The 25,561-nt window shown below is 64.3% G+C and carries 26 protein-coding genes; 19 read left to right on the forward strand and 7 right to left on the reverse strand.

Going from position 1 to position 25,561, the window contains the following annotated elements; translation table 11 throughout:
• Window position 1: 1 nt before the first annotated feature.
• Window positions 2-1,525 carry an N-acetylmuramoyl-L-alanine amidase gene (locus NKG59_RS16395; RefSeq protein WP_253538795.1) on the reverse strand — a complete coding sequence of 508 codons (1,524 nt, stop codon included), beginning with the start codon at window positions 1,523-1,525 and terminating at the stop codon, window positions 2-4.
• Complete coding sequence (gene tsaE / locus NKG59_RS16400) at window positions 1,519-2,097, reverse strand: tRNA (adenosine(37)-N6)-threonylcarbamoyltransferase complex ATPase subunit type 1 TsaE (protein WP_253539122.1); 579 nt, start codon at window positions 2,095-2,097, stop codon at window positions 1,519-1,521. The genes NKG59_RS16395 and tsaE overlap by 7 nt, the downstream gene beginning before the upstream one ends.
• A 16-nt stretch (window positions 2,098-2,113) precedes the next feature.
• Between tsaE and queG the strand changes: the two genes are divergently transcribed.
• The 7 genes from queG (at window position 2,114) to plsY (ending at window position 7,959) form a co-directional block, all read left to right on the forward strand.
• Window positions 2,114-3,271, forward strand: a complete 1,158-nt coding sequence (gene queG, locus NKG59_RS16405) for a tRNA epoxyqueuosine(34) reductase QueG (protein ID WP_253538797.1) — start codon at window positions 2,114-2,116, stop codon at window positions 3,269-3,271.
• A 258-nt stretch (window positions 3,272-3,529) separates the two neighbouring features.
• A complete protein-coding gene (locus tag NKG59_RS16410; protein WP_045202704.1) occupies window positions 3,530-4,180 on the forward strand; it encodes a chalcone isomerase family protein in 651 nt (216 codons plus the stop codon).
• 123 nt (window positions 4,181-4,303) lie between these two features.
• The gene (locus tag NKG59_RS16415; protein ID WP_253538800.1) at window positions 4,304-5,281 is read left to right on the forward strand and encodes a tripartite tricarboxylate transporter substrate binding protein BugE; all 978 of its coding nucleotides are present in this window, start codon (window positions 4,304-4,306) and stop codon (window positions 5,279-5,281) included.
• Window positions 5,282-5,342: 61 nt separating this feature from the next.
• A complete protein-coding gene (locus NKG59_RS16420) occupies window positions 5,343-5,819 on the forward strand; it encodes a methylated-DNA--[protein]-cysteine S-methyltransferase (protein ID WP_253538803.1) in 477 nt (158 codons plus the stop codon).
• Window positions 5,816-6,751 (forward strand): site-specific tyrosine recombinase XerD, encoded by a 936-nt coding sequence (gene xerD, locus NKG59_RS16425; RefSeq protein ID WP_253538805.1) that lies wholly within the window; start codon window positions 5,816-5,818, stop codon window positions 6,749-6,751. Before NKG59_RS16420 ends, xerD begins: the two co-directional genes overlap by 4 nt.
• 22 nt (window positions 6,752-6,773) lie before the next feature.
• A complete protein-coding gene (gene ybaK, locus NKG59_RS16430) occupies window positions 6,774-7,265 on the forward strand; it encodes a Cys-tRNA(Pro) deacylase (protein ID WP_253538807.1) in 492 nt (163 codons plus the stop codon).
• A gap of 70 nt (window positions 7,266-7,335) precedes the next feature.
• Entirely contained in the window at window positions 7,336-7,959 is a 624-nt protein-coding gene (plsY, locus tag NKG59_RS16435) for a glycerol-3-phosphate 1-O-acyltransferase PlsY (protein ID WP_253538810.1), read from the forward strand.
• On the opposite strand, the gene NKG59_RS16440 is transcribed toward plsY, so the two are convergent.
• The gene (locus NKG59_RS16440; protein WP_253538815.1) at window positions 7,956-8,972 is read right to left on the reverse strand and encodes a GlxA family transcriptional regulator; all 1,017 of its coding nucleotides are present in this window, start codon (window positions 8,970-8,972) and stop codon (window positions 7,956-7,958) included. The genes plsY and NKG59_RS16440 overlap by 4 nt on opposite strands.
• A gap of 160 nt (window positions 8,973-9,132) precedes the next feature.
• On the opposite strand from NKG59_RS16440, the gene NKG59_RS16445 reads away from it, so the two are divergent.
• Window positions 9,133-11,520, forward strand: a complete 2,388-nt coding sequence (locus NKG59_RS16445; RefSeq protein ID WP_253538817.1) for an acylase — start codon at window positions 9,133-9,135, stop codon at window positions 11,518-11,520.
• Window positions 11,521-11,586: 66 nt separating this feature from the next.
• Here NKG59_RS16445 and NKG59_RS16450 read toward each other — a convergent pair whose 3' ends face one another.
• Window positions 11,587-12,072, reverse strand: a complete 486-nt coding sequence (locus tag NKG59_RS16450) for a YajQ family cyclic di-GMP-binding protein (RefSeq protein WP_253538820.1) — start codon at window positions 12,070-12,072, stop codon at window positions 11,587-11,589.
• 106 nt (window positions 12,073-12,178) lie between these two features.
• Here NKG59_RS16450 and murB point away from each other — a divergent pair, with 106 nt between their 5' ends.
• The 3 genes from murB to argG all read left to right on the forward strand — a co-directional run bounded on the left by murB (window position 12,179) and on the right by argG (window position 15,053).
• Window positions 12,179-13,207 carry a UDP-N-acetylmuramate dehydrogenase gene (gene murB / locus NKG59_RS16455; RefSeq protein ID WP_253538822.1) on the forward strand — a complete coding sequence of 343 codons (1,029 nt, stop codon included), beginning with the start codon at window positions 12,179-12,181 and terminating at the stop codon, window positions 13,205-13,207.
• A 148-nt stretch (window positions 13,208-13,355) separates the two neighbouring features.
• Window positions 13,356-13,673, forward strand: coding sequence for a pyrimidine/purine nucleoside phosphorylase (ppnP, locus tag NKG59_RS16460; protein ID WP_253538825.1), 318 nt, complete (start codon window positions 13,356-13,358; stop codon window positions 13,671-13,673).
• 42 nt (window positions 13,674-13,715) lie between these two features.
• On the forward strand, window positions 13,716-15,053 hold the full coding sequence (gene argG, locus NKG59_RS16465; RefSeq protein WP_045202694.1) for an argininosuccinate synthase: 1,338 nt from the start codon (window positions 13,716-13,718) through the stop codon (window positions 15,051-15,053).
• Between the two features lie 84 nt (window positions 15,054-15,137).
• Here the strand turns inward: argG and argF are convergent, their stop codons facing one another.
• The gene (gene argF / locus NKG59_RS16470) at window positions 15,138-16,064 is read right to left on the reverse strand and encodes an ornithine carbamoyltransferase (RefSeq protein WP_024974875.1); all 927 of its coding nucleotides are present in this window, start codon (window positions 16,062-16,064) and stop codon (window positions 15,138-15,140) included.
• Window positions 16,065-16,432: 368 nt separating this feature from the next.
• Here argF and NKG59_RS16475 point away from each other — a divergent pair, with 368 nt between their 5' ends.
• A complete protein-coding gene (locus tag NKG59_RS16475) occupies window positions 16,433-16,756 on the forward strand; it encodes a DUF3579 domain-containing protein (protein ID WP_232040882.1) in 324 nt (107 codons plus the stop codon).
• A gap of 145 nt (window positions 16,757-16,901) precedes the next feature.
• Here the strand turns inward: NKG59_RS16475 and rpsT are convergent, their stop codons facing one another.
• Window positions 16,902-17,168 (reverse strand): 30S ribosomal protein S20, encoded by a 267-nt coding sequence (rpsT, locus tag NKG59_RS16480; protein ID WP_004631753.1) that lies wholly within the window; start codon window positions 17,166-17,168, stop codon window positions 16,902-16,904.
• Between the two features lie 315 nt (window positions 17,169-17,483).
• On the opposite strand from rpsT, the gene murJ reads away from it, so the two are divergent.
• On the forward strand, window positions 17,484-19,037 hold the full coding sequence (murJ, locus tag NKG59_RS16485) for a murein biosynthesis integral membrane protein MurJ (protein ID WP_253538828.1): 1,554 nt from the start codon (window positions 17,484-17,486) through the stop codon (window positions 19,035-19,037).
• Window positions 19,037-19,882: a SirB1 family protein gene (locus tag NKG59_RS16490; protein WP_045202692.1), complete on the forward strand. Its 846-nt coding sequence runs from the start codon at window positions 19,037-19,039 to the stop codon at window positions 19,880-19,882. The genes murJ and NKG59_RS16490 overlap by 1 nt, the downstream gene beginning before the upstream one ends.
• Before the next feature lie 3 nt (window positions 19,883-19,885).
• Here NKG59_RS16490 and NKG59_RS16495 read toward each other — a convergent pair whose 3' ends face one another.
• Complete coding sequence (locus tag NKG59_RS16495) at window positions 19,886-20,533, reverse strand: VTT domain-containing protein (RefSeq protein WP_045202691.1); 648 nt, start codon at window positions 20,531-20,533, stop codon at window positions 19,886-19,888.
• A gap of 126 nt (window positions 20,534-20,659) precedes the next feature.
• On the opposite strand from NKG59_RS16495, the gene mutL reads away from it, so the two are divergent.
• The 5 genes from mutL to alkB all read left to right on the forward strand — a co-directional run bounded on the left by mutL (window position 20,660) and on the right by alkB (window position 25,560).
• Window positions 20,660-22,567 carry a DNA mismatch repair endonuclease MutL gene (gene mutL, locus NKG59_RS16500; protein WP_253538830.1) on the forward strand — a complete coding sequence of 636 codons (1,908 nt, stop codon included), beginning with the start codon at window positions 20,660-20,662 and terminating at the stop codon, window positions 22,565-22,567.
• Window positions 22,568-22,570: 3 nt separating this feature from the next.
• The gene (gene miaA, locus NKG59_RS16505) at window positions 22,571-23,548 is read left to right on the forward strand and encodes a tRNA (adenosine(37)-N6)-dimethylallyltransferase MiaA (protein WP_253538833.1); all 978 of its coding nucleotides are present in this window, start codon (window positions 22,571-22,573) and stop codon (window positions 23,546-23,548) included.
• Window positions 23,545-24,072: a GNAT family N-acetyltransferase gene (locus tag NKG59_RS16510; protein WP_253538835.1), complete on the forward strand. Its 528-nt coding sequence runs from the start codon at window positions 23,545-23,547 to the stop codon at window positions 24,070-24,072. The genes miaA and NKG59_RS16510 overlap by 4 nt, the downstream gene beginning before the upstream one ends.
• Before the next feature lie 80 nt (window positions 24,073-24,152).
• Complete coding sequence (locus NKG59_RS16515; RefSeq protein ID WP_253538838.1) at window positions 24,153-24,893, forward strand: 2OG-Fe(II) oxygenase; 741 nt, start codon at window positions 24,153-24,155, stop codon at window positions 24,891-24,893.
• A 10-nt stretch (window positions 24,894-24,903) separates the two neighbouring features.
• Window positions 24,904-25,560, forward strand: coding sequence for a DNA oxidative demethylase AlkB (alkB, locus tag NKG59_RS16520; protein WP_253538841.1), 657 nt, complete (start codon window positions 24,904-24,906; stop codon window positions 25,558-25,560).
• Window position 25,561 lies beyond the last annotated feature (1 nt).

The raw sequence follows: 25,561 nt of genomic DNA on the forward strand, positions 1-25,561 counted from the left end.
GTCAGACGCCCGGGTTGCGCGATAACGGCGGGTTCTTGGCAAAGTAGGCCCGAATGCCGCGCAGGATGGCGTCGGCAAGCTGGTTCTGGTGGCCCAGATCGTTGAGCTTGGCTTCTTCTTCCGGGTTGGAGATGAACGCCGTCTCGACCAGGATCGACGGAATATCCGGCGCCTTGAGCACGGCAAATCCCGCCTGCTCGACCTGCCCCTTGTGCAGCCGGTTGATGCCGCCGATCTGGTCCAGCACCGCCTTGCCGACCTTCATGCTGTCGGTGATCTGCGCGGTGGTCGACAAGTCCAGCAGCACGCGCGTGACCTGCGCGTCTTTCGAGCCCAGATTCGCGCCGCCAATCATGTCGGCAGCGTTTTCCTTGTTGGCGAGCCACTTGGCCTGCGCGCTCGATGCACCACGATCGGACAGCACGAACACCGATGCCCCGCGCGCTTCCGGCGAGAGAAACGCATCGGCATGGATGGAGACGAACAGATCCGCCTGCACACGGCGCGCCTTCTGCACGCGCACGCCCAGCGGGACGAAGTAGTCGGAATCGCGCGTCATCATGGCGCGCATGTTGGGCTGGGCGTCGATCTTGGCTTTGAGCATGCGAGCGATCGACAGCACCACGTCTTTCTCGTGCGTGCCGGCACCGCCCGTGGCGCCCGGGTCTTCGCCGCCATGGCCGGGGTCGATGGCGACCGTGAGCAGGCGACGCATGCGCGGGCCGCTCGACGGCGCGCGCGGCACGGGTTGCTCGGGGATGATCTCCAGCGGCGGCGTGTTCGGCGCGTTGGCGAGCGTCGACGGAGGATTCGTAGAGGTCGCCGGCGGCACCTTGCGCGGCGGCGTGCGGTTGGCAAGCGCCGGGAGGTGCGGCTCTTCGATCGGCGGCCTGGTCGGGCTGCCGCCGCTGCTGCGGCGTGCCAGTGCGGCGATGGGGTCATCGTCATCCGACGGCGACGGCATCGGCGTGCCGCCCGACGCAGCAAAGCGCTCCTGCTTGCCCTCGGTGGCCTGCACGAGCTGCATCAGCGGGTCGGGCGGGTTGGTCGGATACAGATCGAAGACGAGCCGGTTGCGATAGCCCGCAATCGGCAGCAGCGTGAACACCTGCGGGTTGACGCTTTCCTTCAGGTCAAACACCAGGCGCACGACGCTCGGCCGGTTCTGGCCTACGCGCACCTGGCGGATGTACGGATCGTTCGGCGCGATCTTGGCAACCAGCTCGCGCAACGTCGGGTTCAGGTCCAGCCCGTCGATGTCGACCATCAGGCGATCCGGATCCTTGATGAGCTGATGCGTAGCCTTGAGCGCGACGTCGGACTCGATGGTCACGCGCGTGTAATCCTGGGCGGGCCACACGCGCACGGCGACGATGTTGGCGCCACGCGCAATCTGCGGGCCCACCAGGGTCAGGATGACCGTGCCTGCGCCGGCCTTCGCCATGCGCGTGAGCCATTGGCGGCGGGCCTGGCTCGGCAGGTTCGGATCATCCGGTTGGTCGGTCGGCAGATGCTTGATCAGCATGGGAACAGGTGTTGCAACGACTGTAAAAGTTGAAGGCCGGTCTGCGTGCGTGCGCTCAGACGTGCAAGGCGCGGTGCATGCTCAACGCCGTCATCGTAGGTTTCGTGCACAACGTCGACCGATAAAGCGATGTGCAGATCGGGCGTGCCGAGCAGCGCCTGGGCCTTCTCGGGCCATTCGACCAGGCACAGCGCGGGTTCGGCAAAGCAATCGCGGAACCCGGCATCAGTCCATTCTTCGGGATCGGCAAAGCGGTACAGGTCGAAGTGATAGACCTTTTGCGTGCCCGTAGTTCCGGCAACGTCGTACGGCTCGACCAGCGTATAGGTGGGGCTGCGCACGCGCCCGGTATGTCCGAGGCCGCGCAGAATGGCGCGCGAGAGCGTCGTCTTGCCCGCGCCCAGATCGCCCGAGAGTTGCACTTGCACGGGCCGCGGACCGAGTGCCAGCACGGCCTGCGCCAGCGCCGCGCCAAAGGCCGACGTGGCCGCTTCATCGACAAGCGAAAGCGTGCGCTCGGTGAGCGGAGGGGTAAGACCAGAAGGCGCGTCAGCAGGGAGCACGGTGGGCATTGCGTACAATTTAGGCATGTCCGCCACCCCCACGTCATCACCCGAAACGAACCTGGATGCACGCTTGCCAGCCGATGAGGCCGGCATGCACGCGCTTGTGGCGCAGATCCGCTCCTGGGGTGCCGAACTCGGCTTCGATGCAATCCGCATCGCCGATGTCGACCTGTCGCACGCTGAAGAAGGGCTCCAGACGTGGCTTGCGCAGGGGTTTCACGGTGACATGGATTATATGGCGAACCATGGCATGCTCCGCGCACGCCCGGCCGAACTTGTTGCCGGAACGGTACGCGCCATCGTCGCGCGGATGCCGTATCTGCCACATCTGGACGATCCGCGAATGGCCGGCAGCGACTGGCGCACCATCGAGTGGGATCGTCTGCGCCGCCCCGAAGACGCCACGATCTCGCTCTACGCACGTGGCCGCGACTATCACAAGGTGCTGCGCCAGCGGCTGCAGAAGCTGGCAGAAAAGATTGCTGGCGCCGTGGGGCCGTACGGCTTTCGCGTGTTCACCGATTCGGCGCCGGTGCTGGAAGTCGCACTGGCGACCAACGGCGGCCTGGGCTGGCGCGGCAAACACACGCTGTTGCTGGACCGCGATGCGGGCTCGATGTTCTTTCTCGGCGAAATCCTCGTCGACCTGCCGTTTCCCGCTGATCCGCCCGTGGAGCCCCACTGCGGCAACTGCACGCGCTGCATCGACGTGTGCCCTACGCAGGCCATCGTCGCGCCATACACGGTGGACGCACGCCGTTGCATCTCGTACCTGACCATCGAGCACAAGGGCAGCATCCCGGTCGAGCTGCGCCCGGCGATGGGCAACCGCGTCTATGGCTGCGACGACTGCCAGCTCATCTGCCCGTGGAATAAGTTTGCAGTGCCGGCCAACCTGCCTGACTTTGACGTGCGCAACGGCTTGGACGCGGCCACGCTGGCTGATCTGTTCAACTGGACCGACGCCGAATTCAACCAGCGACTGGAAGGCAGTCCGATCCGCCGCATCGGGCACGAGCGCTGGCTGCGCAACATTGCCGTGGCGATCGGCAACGCACTGCGCGCCCCGCTGCCGAATACCACGCGCGCGCAACTGATTACCGCCTTGAAAGCACGCGCCGATGACGCCTCGGAACTCGTGCGGGAACACGTGGCCTGGGCGCTGGCACAGACGACGTGAGCGCTCGCTCGGGTTAGGCACGCCAACGCATCAGGACTGTGATGCGCCTTTAATCTGCCTTTCCAAGTTGCCACGCCGATTGGTTTAAAAATCCAACAAAGTGCGTGTAGCACAAAACCGCGAATACCTGCTTAACGCTCACGCCAGCGAGGCCTTATACCGCCTAGTACGCAAACGCTTGCGCATCAGGGCAGACACTAATTGTTTGCAAATAAAATATCGGGAAAATGGCGGCTTAATCTCAAACCGCCCATTTCGATGTTTTCCGCTCTTGTTCATCTCCGTTGCGCATTGCAGGTTGCTGCGCGTGCCCGTTCATCCAGGATGGCACGCGCGTGGCGCGGCGGCGTCATGGGCGCGATGCTCTGCGTCGCGTGCGCGAGCCCGGCATGGGCAACGGTGAACGTCGAGGGTGTGCCGTTCGACGACGCCGCACGTGTGGCCGGCCGCGAACTGCTGCTCAATGGCACGGGCCTGCGTTCAGTGTTTGTCATCAAGGGCTATGTCGCAGGCTTGTACCTGCCCGAGCGTGCGAAGAACGCGGCGGTCATCCTCGGCATGAAGGGGCCGAAGCGGCTGCAGATCCACCCGCTGCGTGATGTGGGCGCCGATACGTTCATCCGCGCGCTGAACGACGGCATCCACCGCAACCAAACAGAAATTCAAATGCAGAGGCTGGCCGACCGTCTGACGCAGTTGGAAGACGCGATGCGCCAGATCGGCTCCACCAAGCGTGGCGACACCATCAACTTCGACTACGCGCCCGATGCCGGCACCACCATCAGCATCAATGGCGTGGCGCGCACCAAAGCCATCCCCGGCGAAGACTTCTACCAGGCTGTGCTCAGCATCTTCATCGGCAACAGCCCGGTCGACCGCGATCTGAAAAGCGGGCTGCTCGGAACCTGACAATCTGACGATTGGCTTTTCAGGGTTTCCCCGGTTGCCGTGTGGTTGGCGTTTGCGGTTGTGCTATTCAGCAGTTTCCCCACAAGAACGCAGAACGCACACCAAGCCACAAGGAGGATGACGATGACCAAGGGACGACTGATCGCCAGCCTGATCGCAGTCGCTGGAACGCTGTTATGCGGGCCGGCGCTGGCCGACAACTACCCCGCCAAGCCGCTCAAGCTGATCATTCCGTTTCCGCCGGGCGGCACGACGGACATCGTGGGGCGAGGCGTGGCCGATCAGCTTGCCAAAGTGCTGGGCCAGCCCGTGGTGGTGGAAAACAAGGGCGGCGGCGGCGGTTCAATCGGCGCCGATGCCATCGCCAAGGCTGTGCCGGATGGCTACACGATCGGCATCGCCACCGTCTCTACGCATGCTGTCAACCCGGCGTGCAACCCGAAGCTTTCGTACGACCCGCTCAAGGACTTCAAGCCGATCACCAACCTGGCCACCGTGGCCAACGTGATTGCGGTCAACCCGACCTTTCCGGCCAAGAACTACAAGGAATTTGTCGCAGCGTTGACGGCGAACCCCGGCAAATATTCGTTCGCGACGTCGGGCACCTGCGGTATCGGCCACATGCTGGGCGAAGAGTTCAAGGTGCTGACCAAAACACAGATGGTCCATGTGCCGTATCGCGGCGCAGGGCCGGCATTGAACGACGTGCTGGCCAACCAGGTGCCGATCATGGTCGACAACCTGCCCTCGTCCATGCAGTTCATCAAGGGTGGCAAGTTGCGGCCGATCGTGGTGGCGTGGAATAAGCGCATCGATAGCCTGCCGGACGTGCCCACCTTTGCCGAAGTCGGCCTGAAGGACGCAAATGACCCGGCGTGGTACGGACTCGTCGCACCGGCCGGCACGCCGGACGACATCATCCGCAAGCTCAACGAAGCTTCGGTCAAGGCACTGAAAGATCCGGGCCTGGTCGATCGATTCCGCGGTGCCGGTGCCGAGCCCGTCGGCAATACGCCTCAGCAATATACGGCCGAGATCAAGCGCGAATTCGACAAGATGCGCACGCTGGTCAAGCAGCAGAACATCAAGCTGGATCAGTAGCGCGGCCCGCCCAGGGGCCTGTGCTAGATTCGCAAGATTGTTTTTTGCGCCGGCCCCTGTCATGCCATCCCCTTTCGACGCCGTTCTGGAAGCGCCCTTCGGCAAGCTGGGCGTGCGCGTGGCCGACGGCGCCCTGCGTGAACTCGTTTACCTGCCCGATAGCACGCCCCTCGTCGATTCATCAGACGCGTTGATCGCCAGGCTGGCCCGCCAGCTCGACGCGTACTACGACAATCCCCGCGCGACCTTCGATATCCCGCTCGCGCCCGCCGGCACCGATTTTCAGCGCCGCGTGTGGCAGGCCATCAGCGCCATCCCGTGCGGCAGCGTCATCACTTACGGCACCATCGCGCAACAGATCGGCAGCGTGCCGCGCGCGGTCGGGCAGGCGTGCGGCGACAACTGGTTCCCGATCCTCATTCCGTGCCACCGCGTGGTGAGTACGTCCGGCATCGGCGGGTTTTCGCATCACACGGATGGCTACCTGTTGAACATCAAGCACTGGCTGCTGCGCCACGAAGGCGTGATGCTGATATGAGAAAGGCCGCACAGAAAGACGCCGAAGCGCCGGCCCAGCCGCCACAAAGCGCAGATGCTATCCAGCGCTTTTGCGACGCGCTGTGGCTGGAAGATGGCCTCGCTCGCAATACGCTCGATGCGTACCGGCGCGACCTGACGCTCTACGCGCACTGGCTGGCCGAGCGCAGCAAGTCCATCGCCGAAACCGAAGACGGTGACCTGGCGGATTACTTTGCCGCACGCCATGCCGAGAGCCGCGCATCGTCCGCCAACCGGCGCCGTACGGTGTTCAAGCGTTTCTTTCAATGGGCGTTGCGCGAGCATGTGGTGAGCACCGATCCGTCGCGCCTGCTACCGACCGCCAAGCAGCCGCCGCGCTTTCCGAAGACGCTGTCCGAAACGCAAGTCGAAGCGCTCATCAACGCGCCGGATGTCGACACGCCGCTCGGCCTGCGCGACCGCGCGATGATCGAGCTGATGTATGCGAGCGGGCTGCGCGTGTCGGAAATCGTCGCGCTGAAAACGGTGGAAGTCGGCCTGAACGAAGGTGTGGTGCGCGTAGTTGGCGGCAAAGGCGGCAAGGATCGTCTGGTGCCGTTTGGCGCCGAAGCGGGCGACTGGCTGCGGCGTTATTTACGCGATGGCCGCACGGCGCTGCTCGGCGAGCGCACGGCGGACGCGCTGTTCGTCACCGCGCGCGGCGACGGCATGACGCGCCAGGCCTTCTGGTATCTCATCAAGCGCTATGCGCTGCTCGCCGATATCCACGCGCCGCTGTCGCCGCACACATTGCGGCATGCGTTTGCCACGCACCTGCTCAACCACGGCGCAGACTTGCGTGTCGTGCAGATGCTGCTCGGCCACGCGGATATTTCCACCACGCAGATCTACACCCACGTCGCGCGCGAGCGGCTGCGCACGCTGCACGCGCAGCACCATCCGCGCGGATAGCGATCGTTCTTCCCTGCCCCGTATGAGCAAGTCCAAGCACGTTTCCGAGACGCCCGCCACACAATACCTCAAGGCACATGGCGTGGCCTTTACCGAACACACCTACGACTACGTCGACAAGGGCGGCACCACCGAGTCATCCCGCCAACTTGGCGTGGACGAACACGCCGTCGTCAAGACGCTCGTCATGGAAGACGAGCACGCCAAGCCGCTGATCGTGCTGATGCACGGCGATTGCTCGGTCTCGACCAAGAACCTCGCGCGGCAAACCGGCCGCAAGAACGTGCAGCCGTGCAAGCCCGAGGTTGCGCAGCGGCATAGCGGCTACCTCGTCGGTGGCACATCGCCGTTTGGCGTGCGTAAGGCGATGCCGGTGTACGTGGAGGCGAGCGTGCTGGAGCTGGAGCGCATCTACATCAACGGTGGGCGGCGCGGCTTTCTGGTGAGCCTGGCGCCCAGCGTGCTGACGTCGGTGCTGAACGCGCAGCCCGTCGATTGTGCAAACCCCGATTGAAACGAATGCCGCCGCTGGGGCACGCTTGCGGCCACGCTACAATCCCGCAGCCTGATTTCTCACATTCCATATGTCACCAGTCGTCGCAACCGTCATTTTTGCCGTAGCCGCCTACCTGATCGGCTCGATTTCGTTTGCCGTGGTGGTGAGCCGCGCCATGGGTCTGGCAGACCCGCGCACCTACGGCTCGGGCAACCCCGGCGCCACCAACGTGCTGCGATCGGGCAACAAGAAGGCAGCCATCCTCACGCTGCTCGGCGATGCGGCCAAGGGCTGGCTGGCGGTGTGGCTGGCGCTATTCCTGGCGCCGCGCTTTGGCGTAGATGAGACCGGCATCGCGCTGGTGGTGATCGCCGTGTTCCTAGGTCACCTGTATCCAGTGTTCCATCGCTTTGCGGGCGGCAAGGGCGTCGCCACGGCGGCGGGCATTCTCCTGGCGCTGAACGTGTGGCTTGGGCTGGCAACGCTGGCTACGTGGCTCATCATCGCCGTGTTCTTCCGTTATTCGTCGCTGGCGGCGCTGGTGTCGGCGGTGTTCGCACCGTTCTTCTACGTGCTGATGAATGGCTTCGACTGGATTGCCGGGGCGGTTGCGCTGATGGCGGTGCTGCTCATCGCGCGCCACCGCGCCAATATCGCCAAGCTGCTGGCCGGCAAGGAAAGCCGCATCGGCGAGAAGAAAAAAGCCGCCTAATTGCGCAGCTCGGCGCGCACCGAATGCGCGCGCCGATGTTCCCCCGGCGGCCGGCCCGTGTGCCGCCGGATCAACCGCCGGAAGGCGGACATGTCCTGATAGCCGCACTGCTCGGCAATCGTCGTCAGGCTCAGCGTGCTGACTTCCAGTAAGTGGCACGCGCGCTCCACGCGCAGCCGGTGCAGCAATTGCAACGGCGACATCCCCACCGTTTTCGTGAAATGCCGCAGCAGCGTCCGCTCGCTGGTTGAGGCGACGGCGGCAAGCTTCCCCAGATCAAACGGTTCGTGCAGATGCTGTTGCAGGTAACGGCGCGCGCGCAGCACGACGCTGTCGCGGATAGCCGGTTTGCTGCGCAGCCAGATGCCGATGGCCTCGCCGCGGGAGGGGTGGTCGAGCACCGTATTGCCCAGCGTGCGCGCAAGCCGCGCATCAGCCAGCCGCGCGACCACGCGATGCATGAGCGCCACGCCATGCTCCATCGCCCGCGCTGTGATGACGTTGCCGCTGCTGACGATAGCCTGCGCTGGCGCGGCTTTCAGATGCGGAAAGTAGCCCTGCACCCAACCTGCGATGAGCCATGTCACCGTCAACCGTTGGCCGGCGGGCAGCACGTCAGCCAGCATCGCCACACCTGTGAAGGACGACGCCACCAGCCGCCCCGCATCCAGATAACGGCGGATCGTGGCGCGCTCCACTTCCAGCAACGCCAGACGCTGCTCCAGCGTGCCGATGTGATCGAAATGCAGCGGGGGGACGATCAACGCATCACCAAGCTGCGTGCCATCTTCCGGTAATGCGTCACAAGGGCACGCGAGCGTTTCTGCCGCAGCCTGCCAACGAGCTGGGTCCCGCGCGATGAGGCGCCAGCCGAACACCGGCGTCTTGGCGGCATTGGCCCGCTTGCCGGCTTGCATGGAAGCCAGCGCATTGGCCACGCCGAGCGTGTCGGCAGCGGTCGCCAGCGTTGAGAAAGCGGCGTCGGGAAAGGTCAGCAGGTCGATTGTTGGCATGCCCGAGTATAGGCGCCAGGGGCAATCTGCGTGGCGATATTGACCCCAACTCTGGCGGGAATACCTCTTCCGAATCTGAATCACCCGATTGACGATGCGACGGTGGCTGCGCACAGACGCAACCGCCCATAACAACACCGACATCAGGAGACAACGCACGATGCAGCAATTCATGCAGGGATTCGCACTGCGCGGCACGCTCGCCATGGCCGCGCTTGCGGCGCTGGCCGGCTGCGCCGGCACAGACAGCGGCTGGGCCACGCCTTCGGACACCGGCCTTTCGGCCGAAATCAGCCGCACCCGCTTCGGCATTCCGCACGTCCGCGCCAACGATTACGCCAGCCTCGGCTTCGGCATGGCCTATGCCTATGCGCAGGACAACGTGTGCCTGCTCGCCGATCAGGTCGTCACCGTCAACGGCGAGCGCTCGAAGACATTCGGGCCGGACGGCACCGTCGTGGTGTCGTTCAAGCCGGTGCCCAATACGCAAGCAGATGCCTTCTTCAAGAGTGCGTTTGATGAAGCTGGCCTGCGCGCTGGCTATGCGCAAATGTCGCCTGAAGCGCGCGAGCTGCTGCGCGGTTACATCGCGGGCTACAACCGCTATCTGAAAGACACGCCGGCCGCCAACCGCCCTGCGGCCTGCCGCAATGCCGAATGGGTGCGCCCCCTCACGATGGCCGACATGATGCTGATGGGCGAAGAAAAGGCCATCCAGGCCAGCGCAGGCGCCATGCTGGCGAGCATCGTCACGGCGCAGCCGCCGGGCGGCGCGCCTGCCTCCGCCGTCATTGCACCGCATGCCGTCGACACCGCCGCACTCGACCGCGACCTGCAACTGCGCGACATGCCGATCGGCTCCAACGGTTGGGCCTTCGGCAAGGCCGCCACGGACAACGGCCGCGGCGTGCTGCTCGGCAACCCGCACTTTCCCTGGACGACCACCAACCGCTTCTATCAAGTCCACCTGACCGTGCCCGGCAAGCTGGACGTGATGGGCGCGTCGATTGCCGCCTTCCCGGTCGTCAGCATCGGCTTCAACAAAGACGTGGCATGGACGCACACCGTCTCAACCGGCCGCCGCTTCACGCTGTTCGAACTGAAGCTTGCCCAGGGCGATCCGACCACCTACCTGATCGACGGCAAGCCGCACAAGATGACCACGCGCACGGTGGCCTTTGACGTGAAGCTGCCGGACGGCCGCATCGAGCGTCGCACGCACACCTTCTACAACACGGTGTACGGCCCCGTGCTGTCGATGCCCGCCGGCGGCATGCCGTGGACCTCGCAGAAGGCCTACACGCTGCGCGACGCCAATCGCAACAACACGCGCTCCATCGATACGTGGCTGCATATCGCACAGGCCAAGGACGTGGCAGGCATCCGGCAAGCCATCAGCAATCTCGGCATTCCCTGGGTCAACACGATTGCCACCGACCGCAACGGCCGTGCGCTGTTTGCCGACGTGTCGACCACGCCGGATGTGTCGGCTGAAACGCTCAAGCGTTGCGCGCCGTCTCCGCTGGCCGACAAGCTCTTCAAGGGCGCGGGATTGGTGCTGCTCGACGGCTCACGCAGTGCGTGCAACTGGCAGGTCGATCCGGCATCGCCCGTGCCAGGCCTGGCGGCGCCCGCACGCATGCCGGTGCTGGAGCGCGATGACTACGTCGCCAACAGCAACGACAGCTCGTGGCTGAGCAATCCGGCGCAGAAACTGACGGGCTTCTCGCCGGTGATGGGCTCGACCGACGTGCCGCAACGCCTGCGCACCCGCGTCGGCCTCATCGAGATCGAGCGCCGCCTCGCCGGCACCGACGGGCTGCCCGGCAACAAGGTCAACCTGCCGAACCTGCAGGCGATGATCTTCCGCGACGCCAACCTCGCCGGCTACCTCGTGCGCGACGATCTGCTGGCCGCCTGCAAAGCCACGGCCAACCCCGATGCCGATGTGCGCGACGGCTGCGCTGCCCTTGCGCAATGGAACCTCACGGACAACGTCGACGCTCGCGCTGCACACCTGTTCCGCGAGTTCTGGATGCGCGCCAAGGACATCCCGCATGTCTACGCGGTCGACTTCAACCCCGCTGATCCGATCCACACACCGCGCAACCTGCGCATGAGCGATGCAACCGTGCGCACGGCCGTGTTCAAAGCGTTGAAGGATGCCGTGGGCGCCGTCCGCACGGCCGGCTTTGCGCTGGACGCACCGCTGGGCACGGTTCAGGCGGCACACGCGCCGGGCGGCGACATCGCCCTGCACGGCGGCGAGGAGTACGAAGGCGTGCTGAACAAGCTGCAAAGCACGCCGATCGGACCGAAGGGCTTGCAGGTGTATTTCGGCACGAGCTACATCCAGACTGTCACGTTCGACGATCAGGGGCCGGTTGCCGATGCGCTTCTGACCTACGGTGAATCGACCGATCCTGCATCGCCGCATGCGTTCGACCAGATGCGCGAGTTCTCTGCGAAGCGCTGGAACCGGCTGCCGTTCTCGGAAGCCGCCATCGCCGCGGATCCGGCACTGAAGGTGACCAAGCTGTCGCAGTGAAGTTTTGCCACCGCAAATGCAAACGCCCCGCTCGTGCGGGGCGTTTTGCTTGCGAGCGCGACGCGCTCAGTCGCGGAAGTTATTGAAATCCAGCGGCGTGTCGCTCACGTCCTTGCGCAGCATGGCGATCACGCTTTGCAGGTCATCCCGCTTGGCGCCGGTCACACGCACCGCATCGCCCTGAATGCTTGCCTGCACCTTGATCTTGCTGTCCTTGATCGTCTTGACGATCTTCTTGGCCAAGTCGCCAGAGACGCCCTTCTTGATCTTGACGACCTGCTTCATCTTGTCGCCGCCGATCTTCTGCTTGTCCTGGTAATCAAGGAAGCGCACGTCGACGTTGCGCTTGGCGAGCTTGTTCATCAGCACATCGTTCACCTGGCCGATCTTGAAATCGTCATCGGCAAACAAGGTCAGTTCCTGCTCCCTGTGCTCGACCCGGGAGTCCGAGCCCTTGAAGTCGAATCGCGTCGAAATCTCTTTGTTGGCCTGTTCCACGGCGTTCTTCACTTCCACCATGTTGGCTTCGCATACCACGTCAAACGACGGCATCGTGTTCTCCTTGCAGACTTGAATTCGGGTTGCTGCGGCGCCTCGCTGCGGGTGCCGCGCGTGCCATGGCTTCTATAATCTCGGCTTTCCCAGCAGATTTGGCGCCATGGCGTTGCTCGACACGCATTATCCCCTAGGCCAGCACAACACGTTCCGTTTTGAGGCCACCGCCCGCTACGCCGTGCATGTGCGCACGCCGGAAGACATTCCCGCGGCGCTGGCCGACCCGCGCGTGCAGGGCCTGCCTGTGCTGGTGCTGGGTGGTGGCAGCAACGTCGTGCTCACGCGCGATTTCGAAGGCCTCGTGCTGCTGATGGAGATTCCGGGCATCGCCGCCGGCCAAAGCACGGTCGACGGCCGCGAAGTCCACACCGTCACCGCAGGCGGCGGCGAATCGTGGCACGGCCTGGTGGCTCACACCGTCTCCCATGGGTTGCCTGGGCTGGAAAACCTCGCACTGATTCCCGGCACGGTGGGCGCGGCGCCCATCCAGAACATCGGCGCATACGGCGTCGAGATCAAGGACCGCTTCCACTCCCTGCGCGCATACGACCGCCACGCCGGCGAGTTCGTCACCCTTACCGCCGCCGATTGCGCCTTTGGCTACCGCGACAGCGTCTTCAAACGCGCCGGCGCCGATCGCTACATCATCACCGAGGTCACGTTCGCCCTACCACTCAACTGGCAGCCCGACACGCACTACGCCGAACTCGCACGCGAGCTGGCCGCGCAAAACATCGCCAGCCCGACGGCGCAGGACATCTTCGATGCCGTGGTCACCATCCGCCGCCGCAAGCTGCCCGACCCGGCGGAGATCGGCAACGCGGGCAGCTTCTTCAAGAACCCTATCGTCGATGCCGCTACGCGCGATGCGCTGGCCGCGCGCTTCCCGAATCTGGTCGGGTATGCGCAGCCGGACGGCACCTACAAGCTCGCCGCCGGCTGGTTGATCGATCAATGCGGCTTCAAGGGGCGACAGAGCGGTGCTGTGGGCGTGTATGAGAAGCAGGCGCTGGTGCTGGTGCACCGTGGTGGTGGCAGCGCGGTCCAGTTGATGACGCTGGCGCGTGAGATCCAGGACGCGGTTCAAGCGCGCTTTGGCGTGCGCATCGAACCCGAACCCGTGGTGGTGTAAATGGCCCGGCGGAGGGGCTTCTTGAGCACCTTGCGCCACATCGCGTCCGTCTGGACCCAGGCAACCCTCGCCTGACGTACCCGCGGTCGACCCAATGGCCTAAAATGGCAGGTTTGACCCTACGACCTCCCTTTTCGCGTTCCATTTCATGACCACCGAAACCTTTGACGGCGTCCGCCTGACCACCAAGGCCAATGTGTACTTTGACGGAAAGTGCGTCAGCCACAGCTTTACCCTGCCCGACGGCACCAAGAAGTCCGTGGGTGTGGTGCTGCCGGCCACGCTGACCTTCGGCACGGCCGCCGCCGAGATCATGGAGTGCGTGGGCGGTTCGTGCGAATACAAGCTCGACGGCACCGATGAGTGGAAGACGTCCGCCGCCGGCGAAAGCTTTCAGGTTCCGGCCAACTCGAAGTTCGACATTCGGGTGACCGAGGCCTACCACTACATCTGCCACTATGCCTAAGCGCGCCTAAGCGCCAGCAGCGATCATCTGAAGAGAAAGAGTATGGAAACCATCCTGCAACACGTTCCCGTCGGCCAGAAGGTCGGCATTGCCTTCTCCGGCGGTCTCGACACCAGCGCCGCGCTGCGCTGGATGAAGAACAAAGGCGCCCTGCCGTACGCCTATACCGCCAATCTCGGCCAGCCCGACGAGGAAGACTACGATGCCATCCCGCGCAAGGCCATGGAGTACGGTGCAGAGAAGGCCCGCCTGATCGAGTGCCGCCCGCAACTTGCCAATGAAGGCATTGCCGCCATCCAGGCCGGCGCCTTCCACATCAGCACCGGCGGCATCACGTACTTCAACACCACGCCGCTGGGCCGCGCCGTGACCGGCACCATGCTGGTCGCCGCCATGAAGGAAGACGACGTCAACATCTGGGGCGACGGCTCGACCTTCAAGGGCAACGACATCGAGCGCTTCTACCGCTACGGCCTGCTGACCAACCCGGCACTGAAGATCTACAAGCCGTGGCTGGACCAAGCCTTCATCGACGAGCTGGGCGGCCGCGCCGAAATGTCGGCCTTCATGACCAAGGAAGGTTTCGGCTACAAGATGAGCGCCGAAAAGGCCTACTCGACGGACAGCAACATGCTGGGCGCCACGCACGAGGCCAAGGATCTGGAGCACCTGAACAGCGGCATCCGCATCGTCAACCCGATCATGGGCGTGGCGTTCTGGAAGCCGGAAGTCGAGGTCAAGGCGGAAGAAGTGTCGGTCACCTTCGACGAAGGCCGTCCGGTCGCCGTCAACGGCCGCGAAATCGCCGACCCGGTGGAGATGTTCCTGGAGCTGAATCGCATCGGTGGCCGCCACGGCCTGGGCATGAGCGATCAGATCGAGAACCGCATCATCGAAGCCAAGAGCCGCGGCATCTACGAAGCCCCGGGCATGGCGCTGCTGCACATCGCCTACGAACGCCTGGTGACCGGCATCCACAACGAAGACACCATCGAGCAGTACCGCATCAACGGCCTGCGCCTCGGCCGTCTGCTGTACCAGGGCCGCTGGTTCGACCCGCAAGCGATCATGCTGCGCGAAACTGCCCAGCGCTGGGTCGCTCGCGCCGTGACCGGCACCGTCACGCTGGAACTGCGTCGCGGCAACGACTACTCGATCCTGAACACCGAATCGCCGAACCTGACCTACGCACCTGAGCGTCTGTCGATGGAGAAGGTCGAAGACGCACCGTTCAGCCCCGCCGACCGCATCGGCCAACTGACCATGCGCAACCTGGACCTGATGGACACGCGCGACAAGCTGGCCATCTATTCGAAGGCTGGCCTGCTGTCGCTGGGTACCGCCAACGCACTGCCCCAACTCGACGGCGGCAAGAAGTAACTACCTGCCGCGTCAAAGCAAAAAGGCCGCTCCGACGTCAATCGGAGCGGCCTTTTTCATGACTGCAGACTTGGGCTGCTGGGCTCAATAGCGCCCGCAGAGCAGGTATTCCATCAGCGCCTTCTGCACGTGCAGGCGGTTTTCCGCCTCATCCCACACGACGCTTTGCTTACCGTCGATGACGGCTGCCTCGACTTCCTCGCCGCGGTGCGCGGGCAGGCAGTGCATGAACAGCGCATCGGGTTGCGCGCGCTGCATCATCGCCTCGGTGACCATCCAGTCGCCAAAGGCTTTCTTGCGCGCTTCGTTCTCGGCTTCGTAGCCCATGCTGGTCCACACGTCGGTGGTCACCAGATGCGCGCCATCGCAGGCTTCGAGCGGGCTTTCGAACACGTGCACAAACGGCAAAGCGGAATCGGCCACCATGGCCGGATCAAGCTGATAGCCCTTCGGTGCAGAAAAATGGAAGCGGAAACCCAGAATCTCAGCCGCCTGGATCCACGTGTACGCCATGTTGTTGGCATCGCCCACCCACGTGACGGTCTTGCCCTTGATGGGGCCCCGCTGCTCGATGAAGGTGAAGATGTCGGCCAGCACCTGGCACGGGTGGTATTCGTTGGTCAGCCCGTTGATGACAGGCACGCGCGAATGCGCGGCAAACCGTTCGATGATCTCCTGCCCGAAGGTGCGGATCATGATGATGTCGGTCATACGCGAGATGACCTGCGCGGCGTCTTCGATCGGCTCACCGCGCCCCAGTTGGGAATCGCGCGTGTTCAGGAAGACCGCGTGGCCGCCAAGCTGGTGAATGCCAGCTTCGAACGACAGGCGCGTACGCGTGGAATTCTTCTCGAAGATCATAGCCAGCGTGCGGTCGTGCAGCGGGTGCCACGTTTCGTAGTTCTTGAACTTGGCCTTGAGGATCGCGGAACGGTCCAGCAGGTATTCGTACTCTTCCAGCGAAAAGTCCTTGAACTGCAGGTAGTGCTTGATCGAGCTTGGTGGGTTCATAAAACAACGAAGGCGGCCTGCAGATGACGCACCGGGAACATCCCGTGACACGTCGCCCTAGCCGCCTTGCCTGTTGAAGATTCAGTCCATCATACGGGATCGCCACCCATTTGGCGAGTTTCGCGCCTGCGCGGGCGGCTACCATAAAGGCCCTGGTGAAAGGCCGATGAAAGTCTTATATAAGATATAATACTGGCTGCCTCGGATGCTCCAACCGTCCGCAAACCGGCACAACGAGCCGGCCCGTCCGGTTCACGAATCGGCAACCAGGCAGGCGCATCATCCGCACCACAAGTGCACCCCGCTCGAACGTTGCAGCACCCGCACGGTCGAAGTCGTTTGCAAATCTCCACAGCCCCACGCAGTCCATGGCAGCCAACCCCCGCCAATTCTTTATCCAGGGCGTCACCCGCGACGGAAAGACCTTCCGCCCGAGCGACTGGGCCGATCGGCTGTGCGGTGTGATGGCGCAGTTCCGACCCGCCGGTGATTCCGGAGATCCCCGCTTCACCTACTCCCCCTATGTGCGCCCGGTCATGTCGGGCGGCATCCGCAGCGTGTTCGTCGACGAGCGCCTGCGTGACATCGAACCCAAGGCCCTGGATTTCGTGCTGAACTTCGCGCACGACAACAATCTGCAGCTCGTGGAAGCCTGCATCCTGCCCGAAGGCGGCACGCCCGCGAAAGCCTGATCCCCTAAGAACGCCGCTCCACTCGGCGCCTCGCACATTGGGAGCGCGCAGAATGCAAAAAGCCCGTCCAAAGACGGGCTTTTTTATCGTCGGAGCGCGACGTTGCGTGTCGCACCATGCCGGCTAGGCCGGCATCACCCCGAACTTAGGCAGCCATTGCCTTGATGGCAGCGGACAGACGCGACTTGGCGCGTGCAGCCTTGTTCTTGTGGACGATCTTCTTGTCAGCGATGCTGTCGATCGTGCTTTGGGCGGTCTTGAATGCAGCAGCGGCTGCAGTCTTGTCGCCAGCGGCCACGGCCTTGCGGACGCCCTTGATTGCGGTACGCAGACGCGAGCGCAGAGCCGAGTTGTGAGCGTTCTGAACGACGGCTTGGCGTGCGCGCTTGCGTGCTTGTGCGGTGTTTGCCATGGAAAAATCCCTGAAGAAACGGTAGCAAGCGCCCCGGGAGACACGGAAGGCCGAAGCGCGCAAATTGGTGAAAGACGGCAATTATACGCAGACTTCCGCGCCCAACGCAAACCCTGTTGTGAAATCGCCCGGATGACGGCAGTTTGCGGCTTTTGCGGCACTTTTGGGCGCATGACGAGCCGGTCCCTATAATACGGCCGCAATTGTGCCCTCCGGTCACGTCAGTCACGCCGGGCGCGAACCCCGCATGGCGCCGTCGGTCAGACCGCCATCGCCGTGTTTGCCTCCCAGACGGCGCCCAACCAAGCATTCATCTTGAATCTCCTCAAAACACTCGCCACGATCAGCGGCCTGACGATGCTCTCGCGCATCACGGGGCTCATTCGCGAGACGCTGATCGCCCGTGCCTTTGGTGCATCGGTGTACACCGATGCCTTCAACGTCGCCTTCCGCATCCCGAACCTGCTGCGCCGGCTTTCGGCGGAGGGCGCGTTCTCCCAAGCGTTCGTGCCGATCCTGGGCGAATTCAAGAATCGCCAAGGGGAAACCGAAACACGCGCATTGGTCGACTCGGTGGCCACGGTGATGACGTGGTTCCTGGTGGTCATCTCGGCGCTGGGCGTGATCGGTGCCCCGTTGATCGTCACCGCTGTCGCGACGGGCTTCAAGGCGCACGAGAACCAAGCCTATATCTCGGCGATCTTCATGACGCGCGTGATGTTTCCGTACATCGGGCTCGTGTCGTTGGTGGCGCTGGCGTCGGGCATTCTGAATACGTGGCGGCAGTTTGCGGTGCCCGCTTTCACGCCGGTGCTGCTGAACCTGTCGTTCATCGTGGCAGCGGTGTTTGTGGCGCCGTACCTTGATACCCCTATCTACGCGCAGGCCTATGCGGTGATGGTGGGCGGCATCCTGCAGCTGGCCATTCAGATTCCGTCATTGCGCCGCGTGGGCATGCTGCCGCGCGTGTCGTTCAACGTGCGCGCGGCGTGGCATCACCCGGGCGTGCGACGCGTGCTTAAGCAGATGCTGCCGGCCACGCTGTCGGTGTCGGTCGCGCAGATCAGCCTGATCATCAACACCAACATTGCATCGCGCCTGCCGACGGGCAGCGTGTCGTGGCTGAACTACGCAGACCGGCTGATGGAATTCCCGACCGCACTGCTGGGTGTGGCGCTCGGGACGATCCTGCTGCCAAGCCTGTCGAAGGCAAGCGCCGACAACAACCGTGAAGAGTACTCGTCGCTGCTCGACTGGGGCCTGCGGCTGACGGTGCTGCTCGCAGTGCCGTCGGCGGTGGGGCTGTTCGTGTTTGGCGCGCCACTCACGGCCACGCTGTTTCACTACGGCAAATTCACCGGCATGGACGTCGAGATGACACGCCAGGCGCTGACGTCGTACGGCGTGGGGCTGGTCGGGCTGATCGTCATCAAGATCCTGGCGCCGGGCTTCTATGCGCGGCAGGACATCCGCACGCCGGTGAAGATCGCGCTGGTGGTGCTCGTGGCGACGCAGCTGTCCAACTATATCTTCGTGCCGATTTTCGGCCATGCGGGGCTGGCACTGTCGATCAGCTTTGGCGCGACGATCAATGCGGCGCTGCTGTTCTTCGGCCTGCGTCGTCGCGGCTATTACCACCCGCTGCCGGGCTGGGGTCTGTTCATCGCGCAGGTGATGTCGGCCGTACTGCTGCTGGCGGGCGTGCTGCTGTGGCTTGCGCACAATTTTGATTGGGTGGGATTGGGCGCCAAGCCGCTCGTGCGCATCGCGCTGCTGGGGGCAAGCCTGGTCCTGTGCGCGGTGGTCTATTTCGGTACACTGTGGCTCACCGGATTGAAGTTTTCCACGTTCCGAAAAAAGGCCATCTGATGACCACTAAAGTCCTCGATTATTTTTCGGCCCTGGTCGCGGACGACGACAGCATCCCACTCACAGAAACCGCCCTGTCAATTGCGCAGGACGCGTATCCGGATCTGGACCTGCAGGCAGAGTTGGCCGCCATCGACGTGCTCGTCGCGCGGATCAAGAACCGCATCGCCGACGGCACGCCGGCCATCCAGCGCCTGCGCCTGCTCAATCAGTTTTTCTATCGCGAGCTGGGCTTCGGGCCCAATGCAAACGATTACTACGATCCCGAGAACTCCTATCTGAATACCGTACTGCAAAGCCGGCGCGGCATTCCGATCTCGTTGGCGGTGCTGCTGATGGAGATCGGCCAGCAGATTGGCCTGCCCCTCAAGGGCGTGTCTTTTCCGAACCACTTCCTCGTGCGCATGAGCATTCCTGCAGGCGAGGTCGTGCTCGATCCGCTGACGGGCCAGACGTTGTCGAAGGAAGAGTTGCAGGACATGCTCGACCCGTACCTGGAGAAGGAAGGCATCGAAGACCCGAACACGGTGCCGCTCGGGGTGTTCCTGCAGGTGGCCACGCACCGCGAGATCATCGCGCGCATGCTGCGCAATCTGAAGGCGATCTATCTGCAGGAATCGCGCTGGCAACGCCTGCTGGCGGTGCAGCAGCGCTTGGTGATTCTGCTGCCCGATTCGATCGAGGAGGTGCGCGACCGTGGGTTGGCCTACGCCAACCTGGAATGCTTCCGACCCGCGCTGGAAGACCTGGAAGCCTACGTGGACGCGCGGCCGGATGCAGCCGACACGGCCAAGCTCAAGGAGCGCATGCCAACGCTGCGCGCCATGAGCAAGAACTTGAATTGACGTCTACTTCGGGGCCACAGCGCCCCGACGGCGCCTGAGAAGCTTCCATAGCCCGCCCAGCGCCAGCGGCACGATTGCAGCGCCCAGGCCGATAAGCACGATCGTGTTCAGGTGCTCGCGGATGATCGGCACGTTACCGAACAGGTCGCCGGTCAGCACCAACAAGCCGACCCACAGCACGGCGCCGATCATATTGAACAGCTGGAATTTGGCGAACGTCATCTTCGACACGCCCGCCACGAACGGCGCGAACGTACGCACCACCGGAATGAAGCGTGCCATCACCAGCATTTTGCCGCCATGGCGCTCGTAGAAGGCGTGTGTCCTAAGCAGCGCTTGGTGATCAAGGAAGCGGATGTGACCGTCGAATACCTTGGGCCCGATCCACGAACCGACGAAGTAGTTGACGGTATTGCCCGTTACCGCGGCAGTCACCAGCAGCACGATGAGCAGCCACGCGTCCATCTGGCCCGTGGCGCACATGGCGCCAGCAATAAAGAGCAGCGTGTCGCCCGGCAGGAATGGCAGCACCACCAAGCCGGTCTCGGCAAAGACGATGGCGAACAGCAGCACGTAGACCCACGCGCCGTACTGCTGAATGAGCAGTCCCAACGATTTGTCGACATGCAGAACGATGTCGACCAGTTGCATCACGATATCCAAACCAACCCCCGATTGAGCAGCGGGGAATGATACCGGATGTCAATTAATTTTCCCCTTGCGCTTGCCGGGCTTGCGTCGGTGCGCCGCACATGGCGTGACATTTATAATGCCGCGATGACTTCCGCCTCGACTTCCCGCCGCCCCATCCGCCCGCTTCCCGACCAGCTGATCAGCCAGATCGCGGCCGGCGAGGTGGTCGAACGGCCGGCATCCGTGGTCAAGGAGCTGCTGGAAAACGCGCTGGATGCCGGCGCCACGCAGCTTCAGATCAAGCTGGAGGAAGGCGGCGTGCGGCGCATTGCCATCACCGACAACGGCGGCGGCATTCCGGCGGGCGAACTGCCCGTCGCGCTGATGCGGCATGCGACCAGCAAGATCGGCTCGCTGGAAGAGCTGGAATCGGTGGCGACGCTGGGGTTTCGAGGCGAGGCGCTGGCTTCGATTGCCTCGGTGGCGGAACTGACGCTCACGTCGCGCACAGCCAACGACGCTCACGCCACGCAAATCATTGCGCAAACCGGGCGGGCGCAGCCGGCTTCGGGCGGCGTCGGCACCACGGTTGATGTGCAGCATCTGTACTTCAACACGCCGGCGCGCCGCAAATTCCTCAAGACTGAGCAGACCGAGCTGGGCCACTGCATGGAGGTGATCCGCCGCACCGCGCTCGCGCGGCCGGACGTGGCCATCTCCGTGCATCACAACGGGAAACCGCTGGAGCATTGGAACGCCACGCAGGCAGACTCGCGCACCGCCGCCGTACTCGGTACCGAATTCGCCCGTGCGCGATTGCCCTTCGAAGAATCTGCCGGCGAACTGCGTTTGTTTGGCTTTGCCGGCCTGCCAACCGCCTCGCGCGGCCGGGCTGATCATCAGTTCTTCTACGTCAACGGCCGCTTCGTGCGCGACCGCCTGCTCACGCACGCTGTGCGCAGCGCCTATGAAGACGTGCTGCACGGCGACCGTTTCCCCGCCTACGTGCTGTGCCTGGAGTTGCCGCCCGAAGCGGTGGACGTGAACGTGCATCCGTCCAAGATCGAGGTGCGCTTCCGCGACAGCCGCGCGGTGCACCAGTTTGTCTATCACGCGGTGCAACGCGCCCTGTCCCGCCACGCCGGCGAACAGGGCGACAGTCTGCGCACCGACATCGCCGATGCGCCCGAGATTGCTGGGGTCACGACGGCGCCCTCGCCTGCTGACAACACCACGCGCTGGATCAACCAGATGGCCGCGCGGCAGACGTCGCTCGGCATTGCGCAGCCGCGTGCGGAATACCTGTCGATGATGCGCGGCGATAGCGCGCCCATGCCGGCGAGCCGCCCCGCGTGGATGACCGATGTGCCGAGCGCCGCAACGTTATTCGACGGCGGCACCGCGACTGTCCAAGCGCCCGCCGCCGTTGCAGAACCGGCTGCAACGCCACAGGCCGATGACGACGACGATCATCCGCTCGGTTTTGCCGTGGCCCAGTTGCATGGCATCTACGTGCTGGCGCAGAACACGCGCGGCATGGTGCTCGTCGACATGCATGCCGCGCACGAGCGCATCCTCTACGAACAGCTCAAGGCCGCGCTCGAAACCAAGCGTGTCGAAGTGCAGCCGCTGCTGATTCCGGTCACGTTTGCCGCAAGCCCGGTGGAGATCGGCACCGCAGAGGAATTCCGCGACACGCTTACGCTGCTCGGCTTCGACATCTCCGCCGTGTCGCCCACCACGCTGGCCGTGCGATCGGTGCCGACGCTGCTGCAGAAGGCGGATGCGCAGGCGCTCGCGCGCGACGTGCTGCGCGATCTGCAGGCCTACGGTGGCTCGCGCGTGCTGGCCGAACGCCAGAACGAGCTGCTCGCCACGCTGGCGTGCCACTCTGCCGTGCGCGCCAACCGCCGCCTGAACCTGGACGAGATGAACGCGCTGCTGCGCCAGATGGAAGCCACCGAACGCGCCGACCAATGCAACCACGGCCGCCCGACGTGGATCCAGTTGACCGTGGCGGACCTGGATCGCCTGTTCCTGCGCGGCCAGTAACCGATGACCGCATCTGCTGCAAGCGCACCGCGCGCGATTTGCCTGCTGGGGCCCACGGCGTCCGGCAAGACCGCCGCCGCATTGAAGCTGGCCGAGCGCTGGCCGGTCGAGATCATCAGCATGGATTCCGCGCTGGTGTATCGCGGCATGGACATCGGCACGGCCAAGCCCAGTGCCGAAGAACAGGCCATCGCGCCGCATCACCTGATCGACATCATTGATCCGCTCGATGCGTATTCCGCCGCGCAGTTTGCCAATGATGCGAGCGCGCTGATCGACGCCATCCGCGCACGCGGCCGGCTGCCGCTGATCGTCGGCGGCACGATGCTGTACTACAAGGCGCTCACGCAAGGCCTCTCCGATTTGCCCGGCGCCGATCCTGCCATCCGCGCGGAAATCGATGCCGAAGCGGCGCGCGATGGCTGGCCGGCGCTGCACGCGAAGCTCGCACTGGTCGATCCGGTGACGGCTGCGCGATTGCACGCGACCGATTCGCAGCGCATCCAACGTGCGCTCGAACTGTATCGGCTGACCGGTCAGCCGATGTCTGCCCTACTCGCACGCGAGGTCGGCGCGAATGCGTTCCAGCAGCACGATGCAGCGGCGCCGTATCTGACGATCGCGCTGGAGCCCTCCGACCGCCTCGTTCTGCATGCGCGCATCGCGCAGCGCTTTGATGCGATGCTCGCCGGCGGCCTGCTCGACGAGGTGGAGCGCTTGCGCCGCCGGGGCGATCTTTCGCCCACGCTGCCGTCCATCCGCTGCGTGGGGTATCGCCAAGCGTGGGCTTACCTCGAAGGCGAAATCAACATGGCGACGCTGCGCGAGCAAGGCATCGCAGCCACGCGCCAACTCTGCAAGCGCCAGATCACGTGGCTGCGCAGCACGCCCGAGCGGCACGTGGTCGATTGCCTCGCGCCCGATTACGTCGACCAGGTCGCGCGCCTGGTCCAAACCTCACTGGAATCGCAATCACCATGACCGTCACCACAGCGACCCGCTTCACGCTGCGCCCTGCCACACCGGATGACTGCGCCTCGCTCGTGCGCCTGATCTCTGCGCTGGCCGAGTACGAAAAGCTCACGCACCTCGTGCAGACCACGCCTGACGCGCTGGCGACGATGCTGTTCGGGCCGCGCCCGTATTGCGAGGCGGTGCTGGCGGAAGTCGACGGCCGCGCCGTGGGCTTTGCTCTGTTCTTCCACAACTTCTCGACCTTCCTGTGCAAGCCGGGCCTGTATCTGGAAGACCTGTTCGTGGAGCCCGAATACCGCGGCCTGGGCATCGGCAAGGCACTCCTGATCCACCTCGCGCGTCTAGCGCAAGAGCGGGACTGTGGCCGCTTCGAATGGAGCGTGCTCGATTGGAACGCGCCCTCCATCGCTTTCTACGAAGCCATGGGCGCGGATGTGCTGCCCGAGTGGCGCATCTGCCGCGCCACCGGCGACGCGCTGACCAAGCTGGCCGCCACGACCATGCCCGCCAGCCTGGCCGCACAGGCCTGAATTTGACCGCAAGCTCCGGAGTGCCGCGCGCACTCCCGTGAGCGTAGGCTTGGCATATCGAATCTCCGAGCGGAGCGCATATGCCGCCTTCCACTGCCGCCGCGCATGTCAGCGCGGGGCGCCATCCCAATTTTGATGACATCGACTGGCATGCCGTTGAGGACGCCCTCAATGAGGTCGGCAGCGCCGTGTTGCCCAGCCTGCTCACGCATGACGCGTGCGACGCCCTGGCCGCGCTGTATCCGCAGGATCGCCTGTACCGCTCGCGCGTGGTGATGGAGCGCCATGGCTTCGGGCGCGGTGAATACCAATACTTCGCGTATCCGCTGCCGGACCTGGTCGCGCAGTTGCGCACGTCGCTCTACCCGCCACTGGCGACCATCGCCAACCGCTGGAACCAAGTCATGGACATCGACGTGCGCTATCCAGCCAAGCACGCCGATTTCCTGCGCCGCTGTCACGAAGCCGGCCAGTTGCGCCCCACGCCGCTGATCCTGCAGTACGGCCCCGGCGACTACAACTGCCTGCACCAAGACCTCTATGGCGAGCACGTCTTCCCGCTGCAGGTGGCCATCCTGCTGTCCGAACCCGGTGTCGATTTCACCGGCGGCGAGTTCGTCATGACGGAGCAGCGCCCTCGGATGCAATCGCGGCCCGAGGTGGTGCCACTGCGCAAAGGCGATGCAGTGGTCTTTGCGGTGCACCATCGCCCCGTACAAGGCACGCGCGGCACGTACCGCGTGAACATGCGCCACGGCGTGAGCCGCCTGCGCTCGGGCCAGCGGCATACTGTGGGCATCATCTTCCACGACGCGCTATAGCCAGCTCACCATGACGACCGGGGACCTGTTTGCCGACCACGCACCCGCCGACGACACGCGCATCGCGCTCGGCGAGGCGGCCTTTGTGTTCCGTGGCTTAGCGCTGGCGGATGCACCGGCCCTTCTGGCGGCGGCGGATGCCATAGAGCAGCAGGCAGCGTTTCGTCACATGGTCACGCCGGGCGGCTTCGAGATGTCGGTCGCGCTCACCAACAGCGGCACGCTGGGCTGGACCTCAGACCGCCGCGGCTACCGCTATTCCACGCTCGACCCGCTCACGGGAGCCGCGTGGCCGCCACTGCCCGATGTGTTCCTGCGCCTAGCGCGTAACGCCGCCGCTGAAGCGGGCTTCCCCGCCTTCACGCCAGACGCCTGCCTCATCAACCGCTATGTGCCTGGCGCCCGCATGTCGCTGCATCAGGACAAGGACGAACAGGATTACGGCGCGCCCATCGTCTCCGTGTCGCTTGGCATGCCGGCGGTCTTCCTGTTTGGCGGACATCGCCGCGCAGACAAGGCGCAGCGCATTCCCCTTTTTCACGGCGATGTCGTCGTCTGGGGTGGCCCGGATCGCCTGCGCTATCACGGCGTTGCGCCGCTCAAAGACCATCCGCATACGCTGCTGGGCAGCGAGCGCATCAACCTCACGTTCCGCAAAGCCGGCTGAC

This window comes from Ralstonia chuxiongensis, from assembly GCF_024158925.1.
Classification (GTDB): Bacteria; Pseudomonadota; Gammaproteobacteria; order Burkholderiales; family Burkholderiaceae; genus Ralstonia; species Ralstonia chuxiongensis.